Source organism: Saccharothrix deserti, assembly GCF_009769385.1.
GTDB lineage: Bacteria > Actinomycetota > Actinomycetes > Mycobacteriales > Pseudonocardiaceae > Actinosynnema > Actinosynnema deserti.
The window spans coordinates 242,577-264,796 of sequence record NZ_VKAB01000016.1 but is presented as its reverse complement, the minus strand read 5'-3'; the positions used below and the strand labels follow the sequence as shown (position 1 = coordinate 264,796).

Below are 22,220 nucleotides of genomic sequence, written 5' to 3'. Positions count from 1 at the left end.
CCCCGGCGTGGATCCCGGTGGTGTGGACGCCGGTGGTGTGGCCGGGGGAGCGGACCCGGTGGCGCGGCGACCGTTGCCGACGGTGCTCGTCGCCGGGTTCGCCGGGTTCGTCACCGCGCTGGACAACAGCATCCTGATGGTGGCGTTGCCGACGATCGGCGCGGACCTGCGGCTGTCCACGACGGGCCTGCAGTGGGTCGTGGTGAGCTACATGCTCGTCTTCGCCGGTCTGCTGATCACGGCGGGCGCGCTGGGCGACCGGTTCGGCCCACGGCGGGTGCTGCTGATCGGCCTGGCCGCGTTCGCCGTCACCTCACTGGGGTGTGGCACCGCCGGGTCGGGTGTGGCGTTGGCGCTGTGGCGGGCGGGGCAGGGCGCCGCGGCGGCGCTGCTCGTGCCGACCGGACTCGCGTTGCTGCGCACCGACCTGCACCCGCGACACCGTCCACTCGGCATCGCGGTGTGGACGGCGGCGCTGGCTGCCGCGCTGGCGATCGGTCCGGCGTTGGGCGGTGCGTTGTCCCAGTTCGCGCACTGGCGGTGGATCTTCCTGGGCGCGGTGCCGTGCTGCCTGGTCACGCTCGTGCTGGCGGCCGTGACGCTGCGGCCGGGCGGACCGGGCACACCGGGTGGACCGGGCGCGAGGACGCGGCTGACCGTGCTCGGGACCACGGCCCTGTCGGTGGCGATGTTCGCCTTCATGGCCCTCCTGCTCGACACCGGCCCGCCCGTGCTCGTCGTGGTGGCGGTGGCGGCGTCGCTGGTGTTCGTCGTCCACGAGAGGCGGACCGCGCACCCGCTGCTGCCGCGTGCCGTGATCGGGCGGCGGGTGTTCGTGGTCGGCGCACTGGCCCAGGCGTTGTGGAGCATCGCGATCACCGGGCTGCTGTTCGTCAGCCCGCCGTACCTGGAACGGGTCCTCGGGCTCACGCCGGCGGGCAGCGGCCTGTTCTTCGTGCCGATCGCGCTGGCGGTGGTGGTGGGCACGCCGGTCGTGGCCCCGCTGGTGCGGCGGATCGGCTCGTGGCACGTCGCGGGCCTCGGACTGGCACTGGTCGCGGTGGCGCTGTTCGCCATCGTCGGACTCGCGGACCGCGCGCACGCCGGGGGACTGCTCGCCTGCCTGGCGTTGGCCGGGTTCGGCTCGGCGCTCACCACCCCGTTGACCACGGCGGTGCTGGACTCGGTGGAGGACCGGTTCGCCGGGGTGGCCTCCGGAGCCGTCACCGCCGCCCGCGAGCTGGCGGGCGCGCTGGGCGTCGCCGCCGTCGGCAGCACGTACGCCGTCACCGCCGCTGCCTCCGACGGAGAACCGAAGTCAATCGCCGACGGTTACGCGGCCGGTGTGCTGGTAGCCGCGCTCGCGGTGGCCGTGGCGTTCCTGCTCGCGCTGTCCGCCGGCGCGGGCAAGATCACCCGACGGCCCTCGCGCCGGGCTGTGCGACCATGACATCCATGTCTCCTGTGGGCGGGTCGGACGCCCGCGGTCCGACGAAGCTGCAGCAGGACCTCGCCGCGCTGAAGAAGCGCACCCGACCCACGCCCGTGGACGCCCTCCGCCAGGCCAAGCGCAACTTCCTGCGCCAACAGCGCATCGACATGAGCGTGCTGGCCGAGCAGCTGGAGATCAGCCGCGTCACCCTCTACCGGTGGGTCGGCTCGCGCGACCAGCTGCTGGTCGAGGTGACGTGGTCGCTGACGGAGTTCGTGATCGGCGAGCTGAACCGGGAGGTCCGGGAGACGGGCTCGGAACGGGTGGTCCGGATCGCCACGGGGTTCCTCGAGCAGGTCCTCGACAACCCCGGCATGAAGCACTGGATCGCCACCGAGGGTGAACTGGCGATGCGCCTGCTGACCAGGCACGACACCGGCTTCCAGCCCCGCCTGATCGAGGCGTTCCGGCAGATCCTCCAGGAGGAGACCGATGCCGGCCGGATGGCCCTGCCCGCCGACCTGCACGAGGTCGCGTACGTCATCGTCCGGATCATCGAGTCGTACACGTACCTCAACATCATCGCCGGCCAGGAACCGAACATCGAGAAAGCCGAGGGCGTCCTGCGCCTGCTCCTGCGCTGACGCCGACCGCCTCGGCCGACTGCCTCAGCCGGGCGCCTTCGCCAGGTAGACGGTGCTGGTGGCGTCGCGTTGTTGCAGTGCGTTGTGGAAGCGGACGACCTCGGCACGGGCCTGGGCGAAGTGGTCGGCGAGCGCCGCGGTGTACTCGTCGTCCGGCGGTTCGTTGGACCAGAGGGCGAAGACGCCGCCGGTGTGGAGGCGGTCGGCCAGCCGTCGGAGGCCTTCGGCCTGGTAGAAGTCGGCGTTGTCCGGGTGCAGCAGGTGGCGCGGCGAGTGGTCGATGTCGACGATGATCGCGTGGAACCGGCGGCCGGGTTCGTCCGGGTCGAGCCCTTCGGCGGAGCGCGAGAGTGCGAAGAAGTCGCCGTGGAGCAGTCGGCAGCGCGGGTCGGCGGCCAACGCCTGACCGCCCGGCAGCAGCCCCTGGCGGTGCCATTCGATGACCTCGCCGAGCGCGTCGATGACGAGCATCGACCGCACGTTCGGGTTCTCCAGCACGGTCCGCGCGGTGTAGCCGAGGCCCAGGCCGCCCACGACCACGTCCAGCGGCGCCGGCATGTCCGCCAGGGCCAGGTGCGCCATCTCCACCTCGGAGACGGTGAACAGGCTCGACATCAGGAACTCGTCGTTGAGCTTGATCTCGTGCACCTCCCGGTCGAAGACCGGGTCCCAGCGGCGGCGCAGGACGAGTTCACCCAGAGGCGTCTGACGCCAGTCGAGTTCCTGGAAACGCGCGCTCATCGGGTTACCTCCGGGTCGGTCCTCGGCTGTCGTGGTCGGCTACCACAGTGGACCGCGGGCACGCGGCGAGCGCAGGACGAGCGCACATGATCGCAGCAGGACGGCCGCGACGGGGGCGCACCCCGTCGCGGCCGTCCCACACCGGTCGGCTAGCGGCCGGCGTCGCCGCGCACGTGCCCCTCGGTCTCGGTCTTCGGGTCCTCCTGGACGAGCGCGGCGCCTTCGACGTCGAGGGCGGGCAGCCACCGCAGCCACTTGGGCAGCCACCAGGCCCGTTCGCCGAGCAGGGCCAACGCCGCCGGCACCAGGACCATGCGGACCACGAACGCGTCCGCGAGGATGCCGATGGCCAGGGCGAAGGCGATGGACTTCATCGCGAGCTGGCCCGCCGGGACGAACCCGGCGAAGACCGAGAACATGATCAGTGCCGCGGCGACGACGACCGGGGCGGCCTGGCGGAAGCCGGTCAGGATGGCGTCACGGGGCGCGGCGCCCCGGTGGTGGGCCTCGTGCATGCGGGAGACCAGGAAGATCTGGTAGTCCATGGCGAGGCCGAACAGGATGCCGATCACCAGGATCGAGGTGAGGCTGATCAGCGGTCCGGTGGTGTCGAGGTTGATCGCGTCGGCCAGCCAGCCCCACTGGAACACCGCGACGGTCGCGCCGAGCGAGGCCCCCACGGTCAGCAGGAAGCCGAGCACGCCGACCAGCGGCACCAGCAGCGACCGGAACACCAGCACGAGCAGGATCAGCGCCAGACCCACGACCAGCACGAGGTAGATCGGCAGCGCCTCGTCGAGGGCCACGGCCACGTCGACGCTGACCGCCGTGGCGCCGGTGACGGACGCGGTGACGCCGTCGAGACCGGCCAGGTAGTCGCGCATGTCGGTGACGAGCCGCTCGGTGGCCTCACTGGTGGGACCGGACTCGGGGATGACGGTGAGCAGGGCCGCGGTGCCGTCGGCGTCGGGGATGGCGCGGGCCACGAAGGCGACGTCGCCGAGCGCGCCGATCGGCCCCGAGGCCTCGGTGGCGGTCCGGACGGCGTTGTCGCCCTCGAACAGGACGATCAGCGGCCCGTTGAAGCCGGGGCCGAAGCCGTCGGTGAGCAGCTGCTCGGCCCGTTCCTGGGTGCTGTCCGCCTCGGGTGACTGGACCAGGGTGGTCTGCATGGACGCGAACGGCACCGCGACGACACCCAGGGCGATGATCGACAGCAGCAGCGCCGCCACCCGGCGCCGGGTGATCGTGCCGATCCAGCCCGCGTAGAAGCCCCGCTCCGGCGTGCCGGTCGCCTCGGTCGTCTCGGCCGGGTCCGCCGGGGCGGTGCGCTGCTTGCGCGGAAGGGCGCGGCGGCCGAGGAAACCGAGCACGGCGGGCACCAGCGTGACGGCGACGAGGACGGCCACCACGATGGTCACGGCCGCGGCGACACCCATCTGCGTCAGGAACGGGATGCCGACCACGATCAGCCCCACCAGGGCGATGACCACGGTGATGCCCGCGGTCACCACCGCCGACCCGGCGGTGCCCACGGCGATGCCGATGGCGGCCGGAACGTCCGCGCCGCGCCGCAGTTCCTGCCGGTAGCGGTTGATGATGAACAGGGCGTAGTCGATGCCGACGGCCAGGCCCAACATGCCGGCCAGCGCCGTGGTGGTGGACTGCAGTTCCATGAACCCGGTGGCGATGGTGATGCCCAGGACGCCGATGCCCACGCCGACGGCAGCGGTCAGCAGGTTCATCCCGGCCGTGACCAGCGACCCGTAGGTCAGCGCGAGGATCAACAGGGCGATGACGACGCCGAGCGCCTCGGTCACGCCGCCGATGTGCGGTGGCGTCTGGGTGGCCTCGCCCGTCACCTCGGCGGTCAACCCGCCCGCTCGGACGTTGTCGACGGCGCTGAGCAGCGCGGTCTGCTGCTCGGCGGTCACCTCACCCACGGCGGCGTTGTAGGTCACCGTGCTGTAGGCGGTGTTCTGCCCGGCGTTGACCGTCGGTGCGGCCGGGTCCAGCGGGTTGCTCGCCGAGGACACACCGGGCAGGGCGCCGAGTTCGGCCACCATCTTCCCGACGGCCTGGGCGTTCTCCGGCGTGGTCAGCGTCTGCCCCTCGGGGGCCCGCACCACCACGCGTGCGGTCGCACCACTACCGCCGAACTCCGACTGGATCTTCTCCAGCGCGGTGGAGGACTCCTGACCGGGGATCGAGAAGCTGTTCGACGTGGTGCCGGACAGCGTCACGGCACCCACACCCGAGCCGACCAGGACGACCAGCCACAGCAGGACAACCGCCAACCGGCGCCGATAGGCGGCCAAGCCGAGTCTCTGCAACAGAAGTGCCATCGGGGATCAGGCCTCCACCTGGTGGGAACTTGACGAAGAGGCGTCGGGCCGGGAATGGCCGAGCGCGTCGAAACAGGTCGCGATGATGTGCGGCCGCCACGTGGTCTTCTCGCCCTTGCGGTTGGCGGCCAGGCTCAGCACGGCCATCGCGCTCAGCGCGCCGACGACGCGCACGAACCGTTCCGGGTCGGAGCCGTCCAGGTCGATGGCGAACATCTCCGCGACGAAAACGGTCTGTTCATCGAACTGTTCATTGAACGTGGTGGCGGCATCGGGCGTGGTGAACGAGCTGAACGCCAGCGCCACCCACCCCGGCCGGTCCAGCGCGAGGTCGGTCACCAGTTCCAGCGCACGCCGATCCCGTTCCCGACCGGGCGGCAGGTGTTCCAACTGCTCCAGCACCGACCTGCCCCGGTCACGACCCGCCACCCGAGCTGCCTCGTAGAGGGCTTCCTTGCTCGGGTAGTGGTGCAGCAGACCGGCCTTGGACAGGCCGACGGCGTCGGCCAGGGACTTCAGCGACGTCTGGTCGAACCCGTGCTGGGCGAAGAGCGCGGCCGCCCGGTCGAGGATCTCGTCGTCGACCTGCTGCCGGAACCGTCGTGCCATGCCGCCGACCGTACGTCCTTACCGACCGATCCGGTAGGTAAACCGACCGAATCGGTCTGTGGTGCCGCTCGCACGTCGGAACGCAGGGAGTAGGACGCGATTTGGTGCCGCGAACCCGCGAACCCGTGAAACCCGGTGAACCGCGGTGAAACCGGGATGAACCTCTCGGCACGCACCCTTGGCGTCGTCGTGGCCACCAGCGCCACAGCGATGAGAGGAGGGACGTGACCACCAGCCAGTCCCAGTCGGCCGGCCGGTCCCGGTCGGCAATCGTGGCATCCGGGCTGCGCAAGTCGTTCGGCGACCACGGGGTGCTCGACGGCATCGACCTGGACGTCGCGGAGGGAACGGTCTTCGCGCTGCTCGGCCCCAACGGCGCGGGCAAGACCACCGCGGTGCGGATCCTGTCCACGTTGATCAGCGCGGACGGCGGTGAGGTGCGGGTCGCGGGCTGCGACCTCGCCACCGACCCGGACGGGATCCGTGCCGCGATCGGCGTCACCGGCCAGTTCTCGGCGGTCGACAACCTGCTCACCGGCGAGGAGAACCTGGTCCTCATGGCCGACCTGCACCACCTGGGTCGAGCCGAGGGCCGGCGGCGGGCGGCCGAACTGCTGACGCGATTCGACCTCGACGAGGCGGCCGGGAAGACGGCCGCCACGTACTCCGGCGGCATGCGGCGCCGGCTCGACCTCGCGATGACCCTGGTCGGAGACCCGCGCGTCATCTTCCTCGACGAGCCGACCACCGGCCTCGACCCGCGCAGCCGGCGCACGGTGTGGCAGATCATCCGCCGACTCGTGGCCGACGGCGTCACGATCTTCCTGACCACGCAGTACCTGGACGAGGCAGACGAACTCGCCGACCGGATCGCCGTCCTCGACCACGGCAGGCTCGTCGCTGTGGGGACGGCGGAAGAGCTCAAACGCCGCGTCCCCGGCGGGCACGTCCGACTGCAGTTCGCCGACACCACCGGGCTGGACGCCGCCGCCCGCACCCTCGACGGGGCCTCGCGGGACGACGACGCGCTCGCGTTGCAGGTCCCCGGCGACGGCAGCGTCCGGTCACTGAGGGCGCTGCTCGACCGGCTCGACGAAGCCTCGATCGAGGTCGACGGACTGTCGGTGCACACGCCCGATCTCGATGACGTCTTCTTCGCCCTCACCGGCCGCCCCACCAAAGAAATCACCGAGGAAGAAGCGGTCCGATGAGCACCCTGACGCACGCCGTGACCGATTCGGCGACGATGCTGCGGCGCAACGTCCGGCACACGCTGCGCTATCCCGCGACGATGATCACCTCGTTGGGTGTGCCGGTCCTCCTGCTGTTGCTGTTCGTCGGCGTCTTCGGCGGCGCGTTGAACGCCGGCTTCGGGGACAGGTCACCCGGCGCCTACATCGACTACGTCGTGCCCGGCATCCTCCTGATGACCGTGGGGTACGGATCCGCGATGACGGCGATGGCCGTGAACAGGGACATGACCGAAGGGATCATCGCCCGGTTCCGCACGATGGCGATCTCCCGTGCGTCCGTGCTGACCGGACACGTCGTGGGTGCCACGGCCCGGACGCTGGTCAGCATCGTCCTGGTCATCGGGGTGGCGCTGCTGATGGGTTTCCGCCCGGCCGCCGATCCGGTCGGATGGCTCGCGGCGTTCGGCGTCGTCACGCTGCTCGTGCTCGCGCTGACCTGGCTCGCGGTGGCGGTCGGCCTGGCGGCCAAGACCGCCGAGGGCACGACCGGGTTCACCCTCCTCGTCCAGGTCCTGCCGTTCGTCAGCAGCGCGTTCGTCCCGCCGGACTCGATGTCGGGAGCGGTGCGCTGGTTCGCCGAGCACGAGCCGTTCACCCCGATCATCGACACGTTGCGGGGCCTGATGATGGGCACTCCGGTCGGCAACAGCGGCATCATCGCCGTCGCCTGGTGCGTGGGCCTCGCGTCGGCCGGCTACCTCTGGGCGCGAGCGCTGTTCAGGAGGGACCCGGTCCGGTGAGCTGATCACGCGTCCGCAGAGCCGTCAACGCGGCGGGTCGCAGCTCGTCGCGACCGAGGTCGGCGTACGACGACACCGCGTCGTCGTACGCCGACCTGTCGGCTTGCTCGGCGGTGTTCCCGGCTCGCGCGGCGGACATGGTCGGCTGGAATCCCCGCAGGTAACCGAAGCGCTCCGCCAGGGCGATCATCCGCACGCCCGACCTCGTGGCACGCGCGTCACCGGTGCGTTCACCCCGTTCCAGGTCCACCATCGCCACGGCCAGCAGGAGCGCGCCGCAGACCGGGAGGTCCACGAAGGATTCCGGTGAGCGCGCGAGGGAATCCGTGATCATCCGCGACAGCGCGTGCGGCAGCTCGCCGGCGATCTCCTCGACGAGGTGGAGCCGGCCGTGGTGCGCGTGGGCGATCACGGTCACGGCCCGGACCTCCAAGGCCCACAACGCCGGGCTGGGCAGACCGCCGCCGGAGACCGGGCTCCCGGTGTCCCTCAGCCGGTCGGCGGCCCGGCGCCACAAGCGCAGGCCCGCGTCGACGTCACCGCGAGCGAGCAGGATCTCCGCACGCACGCCGACGTCGAACATCAACGCGCCGGCCGCTTCGTCCCAGCCACCCCGCACGGCCTGCTCCAGCCAGTGCTCCGCCTCGTCGACGGCGCCGCACCCCAGGTTGGCCAGCACCAGTGCCCACCGCAACCGGGTCGCGCTGGCCCACGCCCCGAGTTCCTCCACCACCGACAGAGCCACGCCCAGGTGACGTCGTGCCTCGTCGGCCCGGTCGATCTGGAGGCACAGCTCGCCGATCCGGGAGTGGGCGAAGGCCCGCATCGACGGGATTCCCCGGTTCTCGAACGCCGCGAGCATCCGCCTGGCCGCCTTCAGCGCGCTGTCCAGGTCGTTGTCGCTCTCGAAGAAGTAGCCGGCCGCGGCGTTGGCCATGCCGGCCGTCAGCGGGTCGTCGCTGTCGCACAGCGCGTGCAGTGCCGAGAGGTCCGATCCGCCGGCCACCGCGCGCAGCACGATCCCGGTCGCCCTGATCAGGGTGTCCGGCGGGGCGGGCGGAAGCCGACGCAGCGCGACCAGGGCACGCACCGGGTGCGGCTCCTGCACGAGGAAGCCGCTCACCGCGCACAGCACCGCGGCCGTTCTGGTGGCCTCGACGAGAGCGGGCTCGGGCCGGAACCGCGACAGGACCGAAGCGGGCTCCCCGGCCAGCGTCGCCATGCGGGTGAGGTTCGACTCGGTGATCCACAGACCGCCCAGCACGGCGGACGTCGCCGCGACGATCGGGCCGTCGCCCCGGTCGAGTCCGTGGCGCAGTGCCTGCACGAAGTTGTCCTGTTCGGCCCTGATCCGCTCCACGGCGGAGACGAGTTCCGTGCCGAAGACCGACTCGTGGTGTGCCACCCCGAAGTCCCGTGCCCACGCGAGGAAACGGCCGCTCACCCGGTCGCTCTCACCGGCTTCCTCGCGACGTGCCGTGCTGAACTCACGCACGGTCTCCAACATCCGGAAGCGTGTGCCCGACGCCGTGTCGGTGACCTTGAGCAACGACTGGTCGACCAGCTGCTCCACGACCGGCAGGACGTCGTCGTGGCCGAGCAGGTGACGCGCGGCGTCGGCGGTGAATCCGCCGGGGAAGATCGACAGCGCCCGCATCGCGGCCTGCCCGGCGGGTTCGAGGAGGTTCCAGCTCCAGTCGATGACGGCGTGGAGCGTGCGGTGTCGCGGCGGTGCGTCCCGCGCGGCGCCGCGCAGCAAGGCGAACCGGTCGTCCAGGTGACGGGAGATCTCGGCGACGGACATGACCCGGACGCGCGCCGCCGCCAGTTCCACGGCGAGCGGCAGCCCGTCCAGGTGGCCGCACAACTCCGACACCGCGTCGGCGGGCAGGTCCACATCAGGGCGGGCCGCCCGCGCACGCCGGGTGAACAACTCGACCGCCGTCGGCAGGCTCAACTCCGGCAGCAGGTACACCGATTCCGACGTGAGGCCGAGCGGGGCGCGACTGGTGGTGAGCACGCGCAGGTCCTCGCTCGTCGACACCACGGCCCGCACCAGCTCGGCAACGCCGTCGACGACGTGCTCGCAGTTGTCCAGCACCAACAACGCGGGACCAGGACCGAGGGCGTTGACGATGCCGGTGAGGACGTCGGTCGGGATGGCGAGACGGCCGACCGGACCGCGCCCGGCCTCCCCGACGCCGAGTGCCGACGCGACCTCGCCGACCACGTCGTCATCACTCCCGACCCCGGCCAACGCGACCAGGTGCACGACACGTTGCTCCGCCCGGCGGCTCACGGCGTGCGCGAGACGGGTCTTGCCCAGGCCACCGGCGCCCACGATCGACGTGACCCGCGACGTGCGCAGCAGGTTCGCCACCGCCGCGATGTCGTCGTCGCGGCCGAGCAGCGGGTTGGGCTCGTGCGGCACACCGTGCCGGACCACCGGCACATCGCCTTGCAACAGCTGTCGATGCACGCCCTGGAGCGCGGAACCGGGATCGCTGCCCAGCTCGTCGCGCAACGCACGCCGGTATGCGTCGTACCTGGCCAGAGCTGCCGGCGTGCCCACCGTCGCCGCCTCGCAGCGCAGCAGCTCCACCAGGACCTCCTCGTCCCGTGGACGCTCCTGGACGAGTTCGGTGAGCGGCTCGACCGCCTCGGCACGGCGACCGAGCCGCGACAGGGCCAACGCGCGGGCACGCACCAGCGATCGATACGTCGACGCCCGTGCCGCACGCAACGCGGACAACGGGTCGGTGAGGCCGTCGTCTTCGCTCGCCGCACCCTCCCACAGCGCGAGACCGGCCTCGGCGTGCGCGAGCGCCGCCGCGTGGTCGCCGGTGCGGGAATGCCGCGCACTGGCCGACGCGCTGAGCAGCACGGCCGACGTGTCGACCTCGTCCTCGCGCAGGGCGAGGCGGTAACCCGTGGGCGTGCCGGCGATGACGTCGGAACCCAACTGCGCTCGGGCGTGGGAGACGAGGACCTGCAGTGCCTTGGCCGGGTGCTCGGGCCGTGCGTCCGGCCAGAGCGCTTCCACCAACCGAGCGGTGCCGCAGCCCACGCGCAGGTCATCGGCCAGGAGCGCGAGGAGGTTGCGCAGCTGGGGCCGGGTGATCTCCTGGTCGCGATAGGACACGCCCGACAGCAGAACCAGCACAACGGTCACCGGAGCAGGTTAGTCAGCCACCCCACGGGCCCTGTCGTGGTCGTGGCCCACGATCACGGTCCCGCCGTTGTCGCCGGTCCTCGACCAACTACGGCGAAAGGCCGAGCCCGCGCCTGCCGATGTCGTTGAGCTCGTGCGGCTGGAAGCGGTTCGGCCAGGTGCGTTCGTAGTGTTCCTCGGGGAAGTCGCTCGGGCTGGAACCGGTGCGGAAGGCTTCCCGGACGCTCGCGGCGTACCGCTCGTTGCGGGGGCACCAGGGCGCCGCCGGGATGTACATGACGTTGCCCCAGCCCTGTTGGTCCGCCACCGACGCCACGCTGTGGATCATGTCGCAGTGCCACCAGACGGAGTCCCCGGCTCGCACGTCCGGGATGCCGCTGAGCGCGTCGAGGAGCGGCGAGTGCCACTTGTGGTCGGCGGGGAAGACCTGGTTCACGGTCACGCCGCACATGTCGTCGTCGGGCACGTCGGCCAGCAGCGGGCGCAGCATCAGGTAGGCCATCGCGGCGGGGATCGGCACGGTGTGGAGAACGCCTTGGTCGTGCCGCATGTCCGACAGCGCGGTCCAGCCCTGGAACGTGCGGAAGGCCGAGCACATCGTGGTGCCGGGGTACTGCGGTCCGTCGGTGCGGTAGGCCGCGTCCCACGGGTCGTACCGCTCGACGCTGCCGTCGAACAGGTGGCGGAACGCCCGCTGGTACGCCTCGGTCATCCACAGGTCGAGCGTGCCGGGGTCCAGGTGGGTGCCGAGACCGGCGGAGTCGGCGCCCGGCGGCCGACGGCGGATCCGGTCCGGGTACAGCGAGTCCCGGCTCGGGTCGAACCACCGCACACCCTCGGACTCGTGCTTCCACATGCTGTTGAGGAACGTCTGCACCCGGGCCATCCGGTCGCTCTGCCGAGCCTGCATCTGGGCCGGTGACCAGTAGATGGGGTAGATCTCGGGCTTGGAGCCGACACTGCCGAAGAAATCGTCGCCGGGACCTCGGTAGGTGTCGAAGAAGTTGTTGCTCTCGACGTACTCGACGATGTCGCGGTCCCAACCCAGCGCCTGTTCCCGCTCGAAGTGCCCGCGCACGACGAGGCAGCCGCGCCGGCGCAGCAGCGCCCGCGCCTCGTCCGACACCGTGCCGGCCGCGATGTCCGAGTAGTCGATGACGGGCCAGATCCCCTCACCGCGCGCCCGTGCGGCGGTGATCTCGTCGACCTCGGCCTCGATCAGCCTCTCCACGACGGCGAAGACCTCCTCCACGGTGCGGCCCGAGGCGGCGATCCGGGCCCGCAGCGCGGCCTTGATCTGCCTGATCGCGTCCGGGAGGTCCGCCGGTGCGCGCTCCCAGTGCGGCAGTCCGGACAACGGCGCGGTGTCGAGCGCGGGTTGCGGTGACACGATGGCGCTCCTTCTAGTTAGCTGTCCTTACTTGAAGGCTTGGGGCGACTGTAGGGTGTCGCCGCCTTTCTGGGCAAGACTCCTGACTAGAATTGGCCGGTGGACCCCGCCAAGCCCTCGTTGGAGCTGCTGCGCTCGCTGACGGACGAGCACGTCCTGCGTGCGCTCATGCAGCACCGACGGCTGACCCGGGCTGAACTGGCCACCGAGACCGGCATCTCGAAGCCGACGGTGGGGGAGAGCGTGCGCCGGCTGACCGAGGCCGGTCTGGTGGTGGACACCGGCGAACGGACGCCGGGTGGTCGCGGCCGTGGCCGGGTCGGCTCGTACTACGCCTTGGCCGACGTGGGTGTCGCCCTGGCCGTCGCCATCGCGCCGGAAGGCATCGTCGCCGAGTGCGTCGACGCCCACGGTGACACGGTGTCGCGGGCGGAGGTGAAGATCGGCGAGCCGGCCCGGCCCGAGGAGGTCGCCGCCGCGCTCCGGACCGCCGTTACCACGGCCCGGCGTGGCACCGCCCGTCTCGCGGTCGTGAGCGCCGCCGACCCGGTGGACCGCGTCACCGGCCGGATGGTCCAGCTGCCCGACGCGCCGTTCCTGCTCGGCGAGCTCGACACCGTCGAGGTCCTGGCGCCCCACGTCGACGGACCGGTCACCGTGGACAACGACGTGAACTGGGCGGCGCGGGCCGAACGGGACGTCCACAAAGGACAGTGGGACGATTTCGCCTACGTCTTCCTCGGCGCGGGCATGGGCTGCGCGATCGTCAGCGACGGCGAGATCAGGCGCGGGCACGGCGGTCTCACCGGTGAGATCGCGCACCTCGTCACGGTGGGACCACGGGGTAAGGCGATCCGCCTCATCGAGGTGTTCGACGAACTCGGCCTGCGGCTGCCCGGGTCCACGGCGATCGACGTCGACCGCCTGCTGGCCGCCGTCACCGGGCCGAGGGCCGCGGCCACCCGGGACGCGCTGGGCAAGGCCGTCAGCGGGGTGCTCGCCGCGGTCGTCGCGCTCGCCGACCCGGAAACCATCGTCATCGGCGGACCGTGGGGTGGTCACCCCGTCGTCCTCGACACCATCGCCGAGGCATTCGCGGGCCTGCCCCGGCACGTGCTCGTCCGGGCCGCTGAACTAACCGTGGAACCGTCCCTGGCCGGCGCACGACTCGACGCGCTCAACCGCCTGCGCTCGGCCGTCATAGCCAGGTGAGGTGGGGAGCGAGCGAGGCTCGCTCCCCACCGGCCCGTGCCTACGACGTGGGGTTGGCGTGCAGCCAGTCGAGGACGTGCTGGGCGTGGCGGTCGGGTGGGAAGACCGGGTAGAAGACGTGCTCGACCCGGTGATCGCGGAGGACGAGCGTGATCCGCTTGTACAGACGGAGATCGCCGACGGTGAAGGTGGGCAGGGCGAGCTGCCGCGCGAGCAGCATGTCGCTGTCGGAGATCAGCGGGAACGGCAGGCGCAGCCTGGTGACGGCTTCGGCCTGGTAGTCCGTGTCCTGGCTGGACAGTCCGCAGACCTGCGCGCCGGCGGCGGCCAACTCCGCGTGGTGGTCCCGGAACCCGCAGGACTCGGGCGTGCAGCCCCGAGCACCGGGGATCTGGTCCCACCCGTCCGGCGACGGCACGCCGGGCCGTGCGGTCATCGGGTAGACGTACAGCACCGCGCGTGGCTGCCCGAGCGCGGCGAGGTCGACCTCGCGCCCGTCGGTGGTCGGCAGTGCCAGTGCGGGTACGGCACTGCCCGGCAGGTGGTCGGCGGCGCCGTCGTCGGATGGCACCGGCAGGCCGTCGGGTAGTTGTTCCGGGTTCACCGGGTGCCGCCGTTCAGGGTCCAGTCGGCGTTCGCGCCACACACGATCACGCAGGGATTGTCGCCCGGAACCTGTCCGGCCAGCCAAGCGGCGAACGCGGTCGCGCCGGCGGGCTCCACCGCGAGCCGGAAGTCCTCCCACAACCGGTGGGTGGCGGCGATGATCTGTGCGTCGTCGACGAGCGCCAGTCGCAGGGACGTCGTCCGGAGTGTCGCGTACGGGACCTGCCCGATGCGGCTGGCGCCCAACGCGGACGCCGCGACCGAATCGACCGGGCTGTCGACCGGTTCACCGGCGGCGACCGCCGCGTGCAGGCCGGCGCACCCCTGTGGCTCCACACCGACGACTGCGCGGGCCCCGACCCCGAGGCTCACCCCGGCGATCAGCCCACCGCCGCCGACCGCCACCGCGACGGTGTCGCAGCCCGGCGCCTGCTCGGCGATTTCCAGACCCACGGTGCCCTGTCCGGCCACCACGTCCACGTCGTCGTAGGCGTGCAGGTAGCGCAGGCCGTTCTGCTCGGCGTAGGCGCGCGCGGCTTGTTCGGCTTCGGCGTACCGCCGACCGTGCCGGACCAGCGTCGCGCCGGTCGCGGCGATCCGCCGTTCCTTGTCCGGCGGCACCGTCCGGGGCACGTAGATGGTGGCTCGGACACCGAGCACCCGTGCCGCGGTGGCCACGCCCAGCCCGTGGTTGCCGCCGGACGCGGTCACCACCTGGTCGGTCTCCGGTCGGCTCAGCAGCGCGTTGAGCGCACCGCGGATCTTGAACGTGCCGGTGAGTTGCAGGTGCTCCAGCTTCAGCGTCACCCGGCGGCCGGCGACCTCGGCCTCCAGCACCGGCGTACGCCGGACGTGCGGTGCGATCCGCTCGCCGGCCCGCCTGACGTCGTCCACGGTCGGCAGTGCGGCCGCGATTTCCGCATGTTCAATCACGTCGCTCACTCTGCACGCCCGACGGCCGTAAGCTGAAGCGGAATCTGCTGGGGAGGGTTAAGGAACGCTAATGGCTCTGGACATCGAGCGGCTGCGGGTCCTGGTCGAGGTCGCCCACAGCGGCTCGATCGCCGCCGCGGCCAAGCGCATGGGCTTCACCGCCTCTGCCCTGTCCCAGCAGCTCGCCAAGTTGGAACGGGAGGTCGGCGAGCGCCTGGTCGACCGCGGCCCCGGCGGGGTGCGGCCGACACCGCTCGGTGAGGTGCTGGTCAGCCACGGCGAACGCGTCCTCGGCGCGGTCCACGAAGCCGAGGACGCCATCCGCGACGCCCGGCGGCTACCCCGCGAACACCTGTCCGTCGGCACGTTCGCGAGCGCGGGCCAGGCCCTGGTGCCCGCCGCGCTGGCCACGTTCCGCCGCGCCCACCCGCAGGTGCGCCTCTCCCTGCTGGACATCGAGCCGCCCGACGGGTACGGGCTCGTCACCTCCGGGAACCTCGACCTGCTGATCACGCATCGCTACCCCGACGTGCCACCGGCCTCCGCCGCCGGCGTGCACCGCGCCCGCCTGATGACCGACCCGCTGCGGCTGGTGCTGCCCGCCGGTCACCGCCACGCCGCCGCCGGCAGGCTGCCGCTGGCCGCGCTCACCGCCGACGAGTGGATCTCCGGCGCACCCGGCGTGCCCAACCGGATCACGCTGGACGGGGCCGCCCGGCGGGCCGGCGTCGAGCTGCACGTGGCGTACGAGACCCGGGACTACGCGGTCACCCTCGCCCTGGTCGGCGCCGGTTTGGGCGTCGCCCTCGTGCCGGACACCACACTGCGCTCCGCCGAACACGGCGCCTACCTCGTCCGCGACCTCGACCAGCCGATGGCCCGGGAGATCTGCCTCGTGCACCGGCCGCGACCACGCACCCCGATCTCGGACATGGTCACGTACCTGCACGACGCGGCATCTCTGTGACACGCAACGACTTTCATGACGCCCGCCGTCGGTTTGCCGCGCGGTAGGCCGACGGGGAGGTTTCGTAGTGGTCGAGGAAGGCCTGGCGCAGGGTTTCGGTCGAGCCGAAACCGCACCGGCGCGCGACCGCGGTGAGCGGCAGTTCCGTGGTGGCCAGCAGGTTGGCGGCGGCCTCGGTCCGCACCGCGCGCACGTACCGGCTCGGCGTCGTGCCGAGGTGGGTGTCGAACAGCCTGGTCAGCTGTCGGGTGCTCAGACCCGCCCGGCCGGCCAGCGCCGCCGCGCCGAGATCGGCGTCCAGCCGGCTCACGATGTGGCTGATCAGGTCCCTCACCACGCCGTGGTCGGGCAGCGGCGCGGTGAGGAACATGCTCACCTGCGCCTGGTTCCCGGGGCGTTGCAGATAGGTGACCAGCGTCCTGGCGACTTCACGGGCGAGCGACGCCCCTTCGTCCTCCTCGACGAACGCCAGGGTGAGGTCCAGAGCGCTCGTCACGCCCGCGGACGTGTAGACGTTGCCGTCCTTGACGAACAGCGGCGCGGGATCGACCGTCACGTCGGGGTAGCGGGCGGCGAGCCGGGCCGCGTACCTCCAGTGCGTGGTGGCCCGCCTGCCCGCCAGCAGCCCGGCCGCGGCCAGGACGGTGGCGCCGGTGCACACCGAGGCGACCCGTCGGCTCACGCCGGCCAGCCTGCGCAGGTGCGTGGTCAACCGGCGGTCGGCCGACGCCGCCTCGTGGCCGATGCCGCCCGCGACGATCAACGTGTCCAGCGGCCCGTCGACCTGGTCGAGCCGTAGCCCGGCGACCACGGTCAGGCCGGACTCGCAGCGCACGCCGCGACCGTCGAGGCTGGCCAGGGCGATCTCGTACGGGCGCCGCGCGCCGAGGCGGTTCGCCGCGTCGAGGACGTCCGACGGGCAGGCGATGTCGAGCAGCTCGGCGTCCGGGTAGCCCACGATCACCACTCGTCTCGGTGGCTCCCGCATGATCGCGAGGCTAGCAGCGCGCCTGGCGGGATGACGTGGTTCGCAGGATTCCGGACACGACGCCCACAGCGTGACCGGGCGCCCGGTTGATTGGCGACCATGACCGACACGATCGCGTTCGTGCTCTACCCCGGTATCACCGCACTCGACCTCGTCGGGCCGCTCCAGGTGCTCTCCGCCCTCGGCCAGGCCGGGCTCGGGCACGAGGTCGTGGTGGTGGCCGACCGGCTGGAGCCGATGGGGACCGACACCCCGTTGGCGCTCACCGCGAGCCACACGTTCGCCGACGTCCCCTCGCCGCACGCGCTGGTCGTGCCCGGTGGCGACGTGGCCACGATCCGGGCGATGACCGACGAGCGGCTGTTGGCGTAAGTGGTCCGCGCGACTGGTGGGCCGCGCATGACGGCCACGCCGGCCCGGGCGCCGACCCGCCACTACCGGCTGCTCGCCGGGCTGTACGTGGGCCAGTGGCTGGCGCCGAGCTTCCTGCGCAGCGGTGCGGTGCTGCTGGTCTACGACCTGGCGGGGTGGACGGCCGCGGTGCTCACGCTCGCCGTGGCGACCGCGGTACCGGCGGTGCAGGTGGCACGCCTCCGCGAGCCTCGTGCCTCGGACGACGGCGGTCAGATCGGTGCGCAGGCCGGTGTGGCCGCGCTGGATCCCGGTCTCGCCGATGGGTCTCGCGCTCGTCCGGCAGGACGGGGCGGTCGGCCGCGGCAGGCCACGGCCGGGTTCGGTGTGCTGGTGAACGTGTTCCGCCGGCCCGGCGTGGCCAGGTGGGCGTTGGTGGTGATGCCGCTGACGTGGGCGGGCATCGGCGGGTACTTCGCGTTGCTCGGGGTGTCGATCGCACTTCTCGGTGTCGGTGTGGTGGCGACGGCGCTGTTGTTCGGCTCAGCCGTCCCGAGTGGCCGGGCCGCGGCAGTCGATTGAGGACGGATAAAGTGGCCGATCACATCCCCGATCAGGTTGCGGCGGGCCACGGTGAGCAGACTGGTCGGCGTGCGGCGAACGCGTGGGTGGCGGCATCCCGCCCGGCTCGTCGTCCTGGCGTTCCTCGCCGCCACGGTGTTGCTGATGTTGCCCGTGGCGACCGGGACCGGCCGGCCCGCCGGGGTGTTGACGTGCTGATCGTCGCCGGCCGCACCGCCGAAGTGGAACGCGTCGCGGACCTCGCCTGACCTGACCGGCCAGTCCACCTCCCGGTGGTGTGCTCCCGGGTTGCGGACGTCAAGGGCTCGACGGTGCCTTGAGTGCGAGTTCGGCCAGGAAGTCCCGGCCTTTCTCGGCGTTGCGGGGTTCGCAGAGCACGTCGTAGCGGCCGGCGACCAGCTGGGTGGTCGAGGCGAAGCCACGCCGGCCCCTCACCGAGGCGTAGCTCGCGGCGGCGAACGCCGTGCCGAAGCTGACGCCGGTGACCAGGCCGGTCAGGATCGCCAGCGGCAGCGGTGCGGTGCCGAGCAGGCCGAGCAGCAGGCCGACGAACAGTCCGAACCAGATGCCGGACGCCGCCCCGCCGGCCAGGACGCGGCCCCAGGTCAGCCGGGCGGTGACCCGTTCGACGACCATCGGCCCGACGCCGACGATCGTGACGTCGTGCACGGGGAAGTCCTTGTCCGCCAGGTAGTCCACGGCGCGTTGGGCCTCGGTGTAGGTGGCGTAGGAGCCGATGGGCCATCCCGTGGGCGGGGTCGGCACGTTTGTCGGCCCGCCGGGCAGGAGCGGGTTGGTGTTCATGGGGTCTCACCTCCAAGTGGTTGCGCGAACTCGTGCCGACACGCCCTGACCGCGAGCCCCGGCCTGCCGGTCGGGGCAGGCCGGGGCTCGCGCGTCGGTCACCCGAACGGTGAGGGGGTCACTTGCCGCTGATGGCGATGCGCCGCGGCTTGGCCGCCTCGCTCTTGGGCACCCGGACGGACAGCACGCCGTCGGCCAGGTTCGCCTCGACCTTGTCGGCGTCCACGTCGTGCGGCAGCGTCACCCGGTAGGAGAACTGGCCGGTGCGGCGCGTGCGGCTCCGGAACAGGCCCTGCCGCTCCTTCTCCTTGAGCTCACCGGTGATGGCCAGCTCACTGCCGATGAGGTCGATGTTGATGTCCTCGCGCTTGACGCCGGGCAGCTCCACCTCGACCAGGTACGCGTCATCGGTCTCGGCGACATCGGCCAACGGCGACCACGCCCGAACGCCCTCGTCCAGTCGTCCGGTCACCGAGTCCATCCAGCGGCCCATCTCGCGGTAGAGGTCCTCGAACTCCCGGAACGGGTCCCACCGGCCGGGCGGACCGGACGATCGCACGGCTGGCAGTGTCATGACTCCACCTCCTGGAACGATCAACCAACGCCATCGCGTGCGAGTCGCGCGTCGCGACGCGCGCTCGACCTGTATGACGAACTTGCGCCGCCAATTGTTCCCCTACTTGAGTAGGGTCGGCTCAACTTTGTGAACGCTCACATCCGGCCCACGCCTGACAATACTCCATTCGGGTTAACTTCTTCACGGTTGGAACAGGTCCCCGGAACGGCACGTTGAGGGTGGTGCCAGTTGTGAGGACGTGATCACGTGAGGGAAGGAGGAGAACGGCCATGCTGATGCGGACCGATCCGTTCCAGCTACTGGACCGGCTGACGCAGCAGTGGTTCCGCAACGACCTGTCGGGGTCGAGGGCCATGCCGATGGACGCCTACCGCAGCGGCGACGAGTTCGTGGTGCAGTTCGACCTGCCCGGCGTGAGCACCGAGTCCATCGACGTCGACGTGCAGGACAACGTGCTCACGGTGAAGGCGCAGCGCAGGCAGACCGCCGACGACAAGGTCGAGACCGTGCTCAACGAGCGCCCGACCGGGAGCTTCAGTCGGCAACTGTTCCTGGGTGACAACCTCGACACCGATGACATCAAGGCCGACTACGCGGCCGGTGTGCTGACCCTGCGCATCCCGGTGGCCGAGCGAGCGAAGCCGCGCAAGATCGCCATCAACGCGGGCGCGGAGGAACGCCGGGCGATCAAGACCTGATCCGGCAACCGCCGCGCGGGAGTGTCCGGCGCCCACCTCGACGCCGTGTCGACGACACGGCCATCACCGCCCACGTGTCGGCGCCCGTGGCGGGTTCGGGCCGTCCGGCGTCTTGACGACGCACTGGCGCGGGTGGGGCCGGACCGGGGCCGGCGGTCGTGTCCGGTTTCCGGCCGGAGACGGCCGCCGGCCCTCGTGTGTCGATGCGGTGGGGCACGGGTGGAGCACCTGATCGAGCCGGCCCTGATCGAGCGCAGGGGAATCGAGCGCAGGGGAGGTTGTGATGGCCAAGGCAGTCGGTATCGACCTGGGGACCACCAACTCGGTGATCGCCATCACCGAAGGCGGCAAGCCGACCGTGATCCCCAACAGCGAGGGCGCGCGCACGACCCCGTCAGTGGTCGCGTTCACCGACCAGGGTGAACGGCTGGTGGGTCAGCTCGCGCGGCGTCAGGCGATCCTGAACTCGAAGGCCACGATCGCGTCGGCCAAGCGGTTCATCGGTCGCCGTTTCGAGGAAGTGAGCAACGAGAAGGACACCGTGTCCTACGACGTGGTGTCCGGGCCGCAGGGGGCGGCGCGGTTCCGGATCCGGGACCGGGAGCACGCACCGGAGGAGATCTCCGCGGCGGTGCTGCGCAAGCTGGTCGACGACGCGTCGAAGTTCCTGGGCGAGAAGGTGACCGAGGCCGTGGTCACGGTGCCCGCCTACTTCAACGACGCCCAGCGGCAGGCCACCAAGGACGCCGGGAAGATCGCCGGGCTGAACGTGCTGCGGATCATCAACGAGCCCACCGCGGCGGCACTCGCCTACGGGTTGGACAAGAAGAAGAACGAGACCGTCCTGGTGTTCGACCTGGGCGGCGGCACGTTCGACGTGAGCCTGCTCGACGTCGGTGACGGCGTCGTGGAGGTCCGTGCCACGGCCGGCGACACCCACCTGGGCGGTGACGACTTCGACCGGCGGATCGTCGAGCACCTGGCCGACGAGTTCCGCAAGGACTACGGCATCGACCTGCGCAAGGACCCGCAGGCGTTGCAGCGGCTGTTCGAGGCGGCGGAGAAGGCCAAGGTCGAGCTGTCGTCGGTCACCCAGACGACGATCAACCTGCCGTTCATCACCGCGGACGCGGGCGGCCCGAAGCACCTGAACACGACGTTGATGCGCTCGACGTTCGAGCAGCTCACCGCGGACCTGGTGGAGCGGTGCATGGGCCCGGTGAAGCAGGCGATGGCCGACGCCAAGGTGACCGCGAACGACATCGACGAGGTCATCCTGGTGGGCGGTTCCACCCGGATCCCGGCGGTGCAGAGCCTGGTGCGGCGGTTGACCGGCGGCAAGGACCCGAACATGACGGTCAACCCGGACGAGGTCGTGGCGCTGGGCGCGGCGCTGCAGGCGGCGGTGATCAAGGGCGAGGTGTCCGACGTCCTGCTGCTGGACGTCACGCCGCTGTCGCTGGGCGTGGAGACCCTCGGTGGCGTGATGACGAAGGTGATCGAGCGCAACACCACGATCCCCGCGCGGCGCAGCGAGGTGTTCTCCACCGCGGAGGACAACCAGGGCGCCGTCGACGTGGTGGTGCTCCAGGGCGAGCGCGAACGTGCGGCGGACAACCGGGTGCTCGGGCGGTTCCGGTTGGAGAACATCCGTCCGGCGCGGCGCGGTGAGCCGCAGATCGACGTGACGTTCGACATCGACGCCAACGGCATCCTCAACGTGTCCGCCAAGGACAAGGACACCGGCGCCGAGCAGCGCATCACCATCAGCGAGAGCTCCAACCTCGACCAGAGCGAGGTGGAGCGGATGGTCGCCGACGCGGAGCGGCACCGGGGCGAGGACGCCCGGATCCGCGAGCGGGTCGATGCCCGCAACACGCTGGACTCGGCCGCCTACCAGGTGGAGAAGCGCCTCGGTGAACTCGGCGACGCCGCACCGGCACACGAACGGGCGCGGGCCGAGATGCTGCTCGCCGACGCCCGCCAGGCGATCAAGGACGACAGCGTCGGGCTGGACCGGCTGCGGGAGCTGACCTCCGAGCTCCAGCAGCTCTACTACGGCCTCGACAGCGCGGGCGCGGCGTCGACCGGTGGGGCGTCCACCGGCGGCGAGGCCGGCGCCGGACGGGCCGGCGGCGACGACGTCATCGACGCCGAGTTCACGAGTGGCTGACGG

The 22,220-nt window shown here is 71.5% G+C and carries 20 protein-coding genes and 1 pseudogene; 11 read left to right on the top strand and 10 right to left on the bottom strand.

The genetic code is table 11. The features are described 5' to 3' along the window. Nucleotides 1-7: 7 nt before the first annotated feature. Entirely contained in the window at nucleotides 8-1,450 is a 1,443-nt protein-coding gene (locus FM051_RS26425; RefSeq protein ID WP_158847875.1) for an MFS transporter, read from the top strand. Between the two features lie 5 nt (nucleotides 1,451-1,455). Then, nucleotides 1,456-2,076, top strand: coding sequence for a QsdR family transcriptional regulator (locus tag FM051_RS26420; RefSeq protein WP_158847873.1), 621 nt, complete (start codon nucleotides 1,456-1,458; stop codon nucleotides 2,074-2,076). Between the two features lie 24 nt (nucleotides 2,077-2,100). On the opposite strand, the gene FM051_RS26415 is transcribed toward FM051_RS26420, so the two are convergent. The 3 genes from FM051_RS26415 to FM051_RS26405 form a co-directional block, all read right to left on the bottom strand. Then, a complete protein-coding gene (locus FM051_RS26415; protein WP_158847871.1) occupies nucleotides 2,101-2,817 on the bottom strand; it encodes a spermine/spermidine synthase domain-containing protein in 717 nt (238 codons plus the stop codon). 149 nt (nucleotides 2,818-2,966) lie between these two features. Beyond that, the gene (locus FM051_RS26410; RefSeq protein WP_158847869.1) at nucleotides 2,967-5,162 is read right to left on the bottom strand and encodes an MMPL family transporter; all 2,196 of its coding nucleotides are present in this window, start codon (nucleotides 5,160-5,162) and stop codon (nucleotides 2,967-2,969) included. A 6-nt stretch (nucleotides 5,163-5,168) separates the two neighbouring features. Then, nucleotides 5,169-5,771, bottom strand: a complete 603-nt coding sequence (locus FM051_RS26405; RefSeq protein ID WP_158847867.1) for a TetR/AcrR family transcriptional regulator — start codon at nucleotides 5,769-5,771, stop codon at nucleotides 5,169-5,171. A gap of 224 nt (nucleotides 5,772-5,995) precedes the next feature. Here FM051_RS26405 and FM051_RS26400 point away from each other — a divergent pair, with 224 nt between their 5' ends. Both FM051_RS26400 and FM051_RS26395 read left to right on the top strand, forming a co-directional pair. Beyond that, nucleotides 5,996-6,982 carry an ATP-binding cassette domain-containing protein gene (locus FM051_RS26400; RefSeq protein ID WP_158847865.1) on the top strand — a complete coding sequence of 329 codons (987 nt, stop codon included), beginning with the start codon at nucleotides 5,996-5,998 and terminating at the stop codon, nucleotides 6,980-6,982. Continuing rightward, the gene (locus tag FM051_RS26395) at nucleotides 6,979-7,764 is read left to right on the top strand and encodes an ABC transporter permease (RefSeq protein ID WP_202919033.1); all 786 of its coding nucleotides are present in this window, start codon (nucleotides 6,979-6,981) and stop codon (nucleotides 7,762-7,764) included. Before FM051_RS26400 ends, FM051_RS26395 begins: the two co-directional genes overlap by 4 nt. On the opposite strand, the gene FM051_RS26390 is transcribed toward FM051_RS26395, so the two are convergent. After that, a complete protein-coding gene (locus FM051_RS26390) occupies nucleotides 7,742-10,936 on the bottom strand; it encodes an ATP-binding protein (protein ID WP_158847863.1) in 3,195 nt (1,064 codons plus the stop codon). The genes FM051_RS26395 and FM051_RS26390 overlap by 23 nt on opposite strands. Nucleotides 10,937-11,024: 88 nt before the next feature. Then, on the bottom strand, nucleotides 11,025-12,326 hold the full coding sequence (locus tag FM051_RS26385; protein ID WP_238412660.1) for a DUF1479 domain-containing protein: 1,302 nt from the start codon (nucleotides 12,324-12,326) through the stop codon (nucleotides 11,025-11,027). Between the two features lie 99 nt (nucleotides 12,327-12,425). Here FM051_RS26385 and FM051_RS26380 point away from each other — a divergent pair, with 99 nt between their 5' ends. Further along, nucleotides 12,426-13,538, top strand: coding sequence for an ROK family transcriptional regulator (locus FM051_RS26380; RefSeq protein WP_158847861.1), 1,113 nt, complete (start codon nucleotides 12,426-12,428; stop codon nucleotides 13,536-13,538). Nucleotides 13,539-13,578: 40 nt separating this feature from the next. Here the strand turns inward: FM051_RS26380 and FM051_RS26375 are convergent, their stop codons facing one another. Then, nucleotides 13,579-14,142: a peroxiredoxin gene (locus tag FM051_RS26375; RefSeq protein ID WP_202919032.1), complete on the bottom strand. Its 564-nt coding sequence runs from the start codon at nucleotides 14,140-14,142 to the stop codon at nucleotides 13,579-13,581. Next, complete coding sequence (locus FM051_RS26370) at nucleotides 14,139-15,077, bottom strand: threonine/serine dehydratase (RefSeq protein ID WP_238412659.1); 939 nt, start codon at nucleotides 15,075-15,077, stop codon at nucleotides 14,139-14,141. Before FM051_RS26370 ends, FM051_RS26375 begins: the two co-directional genes overlap by 4 nt. A 70-nt stretch (nucleotides 15,078-15,147) precedes the next feature. On the opposite strand from FM051_RS26370, the gene FM051_RS26365 reads away from it, so the two are divergent. After that, on the top strand, nucleotides 15,148-16,044 hold the full coding sequence (locus FM051_RS26365) for a LysR family transcriptional regulator (RefSeq protein ID WP_158847858.1): 897 nt from the start codon (nucleotides 15,148-15,150) through the stop codon (nucleotides 16,042-16,044). Between the two features lie 13 nt (nucleotides 16,045-16,057). Here the strand turns inward: FM051_RS26365 and FM051_RS26360 are convergent, their stop codons facing one another. Next, nucleotides 16,058-17,032, bottom strand: coding sequence for a GlxA family transcriptional regulator (locus FM051_RS26360; RefSeq protein WP_158847856.1), 975 nt, complete (start codon nucleotides 17,030-17,032; stop codon nucleotides 16,058-16,060). Nucleotides 17,033-17,131: 99 nt separating this feature from the next. Between FM051_RS26360 and FM051_RS26355 the strand changes: the two are divergent. The 3 genes and pseudogenes from FM051_RS26355 to FM051_RS53295 form a co-directional block, all read left to right on the top strand. Next, nucleotides 17,132-17,401: pseudogene (locus tag FM051_RS26355) on the top strand (type 1 glutamine amidotransferase family protein); the annotation flags it as partial. 30 nt (nucleotides 17,402-17,431) lie between these two features. Beyond that, complete coding sequence (locus tag FM051_RS26350) at nucleotides 17,432-17,965, top strand: hypothetical protein (RefSeq protein WP_158847852.1); 534 nt, start codon at nucleotides 17,432-17,434, stop codon at nucleotides 17,963-17,965. A 69-nt stretch (nucleotides 17,966-18,034) separates the two neighbouring features. Further along, nucleotides 18,035-18,163: a hypothetical protein gene (locus tag FM051_RS53295; protein ID WP_274383724.1), complete on the top strand. Its 129-nt coding sequence runs from the start codon at nucleotides 18,035-18,037 to the stop codon at nucleotides 18,161-18,163. Between the two features lie 99 nt (nucleotides 18,164-18,262). Here FM051_RS53295 and FM051_RS26345 read toward each other — a convergent pair whose 3' ends face one another. After that, entirely contained in the window at nucleotides 18,263-18,769 is a 507-nt protein-coding gene (locus FM051_RS26345) for a YflT domain-containing protein (RefSeq protein ID WP_158847850.1), read from the bottom strand. Between the two features lie 118 nt (nucleotides 18,770-18,887). Further along, complete coding sequence (locus FM051_RS26340; RefSeq protein ID WP_158847848.1) at nucleotides 18,888-19,343, bottom strand: Hsp20/alpha crystallin family protein; 456 nt, start codon at nucleotides 19,341-19,343, stop codon at nucleotides 18,888-18,890. 272 nt (nucleotides 19,344-19,615) lie between these two features. On the opposite strand from FM051_RS26340, the gene FM051_RS26335 reads away from it, so the two are divergent. Then, nucleotides 19,616-20,044, top strand: a complete 429-nt coding sequence (locus tag FM051_RS26335) for an Hsp20/alpha crystallin family protein (RefSeq protein ID WP_158847846.1) — start codon at nucleotides 19,616-19,618, stop codon at nucleotides 20,042-20,044. 283 nt (nucleotides 20,045-20,327) lie between these two features. Further along, the gene (dnaK, locus tag FM051_RS26330) at nucleotides 20,328-22,217 is read left to right on the top strand and encodes a molecular chaperone DnaK (RefSeq protein WP_158847844.1); all 1,890 of its coding nucleotides are present in this window, start codon (nucleotides 20,328-20,330) and stop codon (nucleotides 22,215-22,217) included. Nucleotides 22,218-22,220 lie beyond the last annotated feature (3 nt).

Coding starts and splice junctions, on each gene's coding strand:
- FM051_RS26405 (WP_158847867.1), bottom strand. CDS start 5,771: ATGGCACGACGGTTCCGGCAGCAGGTCGACGACGAGATCCTCGACCGG.
- FM051_RS26395 (WP_202919033.1), top strand. CDS start 6,979: ATGAGCACCCTGACGCACGCCGTGACCGATTCGGCGACGATGCTGCGG.
- FM051_RS26420 (WP_158847873.1), top strand. CDS start 1,456: ATGTCTCCTGTGGGCGGGTCGGACGCCCGCGGTCCGACGAAGCTGCAG.
- FM051_RS26360 (WP_158847856.1), bottom strand. CDS start 17,032: ATGCGGGAGCCACCGAGACGAGTGGTGATCGTGGGCTACCCGGACGCC.
- FM051_RS26340 (WP_158847848.1), bottom strand. CDS start 19,343: ATGACACTGCCAGCCGTGCGATCGTCCGGTCCGCCCGGCCGGTGGGAC.
- FM051_RS26410 (WP_158847869.1), bottom strand. CDS start 5,162: ATGGCACTTCTGTTGCAGAGACTCGGCTTGGCCGCCTATCGGCGCCGG.
- FM051_RS26350 (WP_158847852.1), top strand. CDS start 17,432: ATGACGGCCACGCCGGCCCGGGCGCCGACCCGCCACTACCGGCTGCTC.
- FM051_RS26345 (WP_158847850.1), bottom strand. CDS start 18,769: ATGAACACCAACCCGCTCCTGCCCGGCGGGCCGACAAACGTGCCGACC.
- FM051_RS26335 (WP_158847846.1), top strand. CDS start 19,616: ATGCTGATGCGGACCGATCCGTTCCAGCTACTGGACCGGCTGACGCAG.
- dnaK (WP_158847844.1), top strand. CDS start 20,328: ATGGCCAAGGCAGTCGGTATCGACCTGGGGACCACCAACTCGGTGATC.
- FM051_RS26365 (WP_158847858.1), top strand. CDS start 15,148: ATGGCTCTGGACATCGAGCGGCTGCGGGTCCTGGTCGAGGTCGCCCAC.
- FM051_RS26415 (WP_158847871.1), bottom strand. CDS start 2,817: ATGAGCGCGCGTTTCCAGGAACTCGACTGGCGTCAGACGCCTCTGGGT.